1 pseudogene is annotated in these 523 nt (G+C 31.9%); it reads left to right on the forward strand.

Annotated features, from left to right (window positions below):
• Positions 1–262: 262 nt before the first annotated feature.
• A pseudogene (locus IDG60_RS01880) lies at positions 263–523 on the forward strand (FAD/NAD(P)-binding protein); the annotation flags it as partial.

Genomic DNA, 523 nt, shown 5'->3' on the forward strand with positions numbered 1-523 from the left:
ACACAAAATTGTAGATTATATAACAAAATCATGAATATAAATCAACAACAAACAGCAGTAAGATGATTCCAAATTAGGAATGATTTTACTGCTGTTTTCTTTTGACATTGTTACCTCTTTTTCAATGATTTTTTCTTTGACTACATCTTCGCCCTATCTACGTATATCTCTTTAATTTAATTGCCTTTCATGTCGTTATGTATTATGATAATAATAATCATAAATCGTAACGATTACGCTTTAAAAAAAGAGAGGTTTTATTATGCATTGGACAATTATCGGCGGTGGCATACAGGGAACTGCAATCGCACAAAAACTATTATCAAGCGGATTAACAACAGACCTATTAACAATCATTGACCCACACGAAACTTTTTGCCAAAGGTTTAACTCATATACAAATCGAATAGAAATGCCTTATTTAAGATCACCGATTGTACATCACGTACATCCACAACCGTTCCATCTAAAACAATTCGCTAAACAGCACCAATATACAAATGCTTTTTATGGTCCTTATCAA

The sequence above is a fragment of the Staphylococcus sp. EG-SA-2 genome (assembly GCF_017152085.1).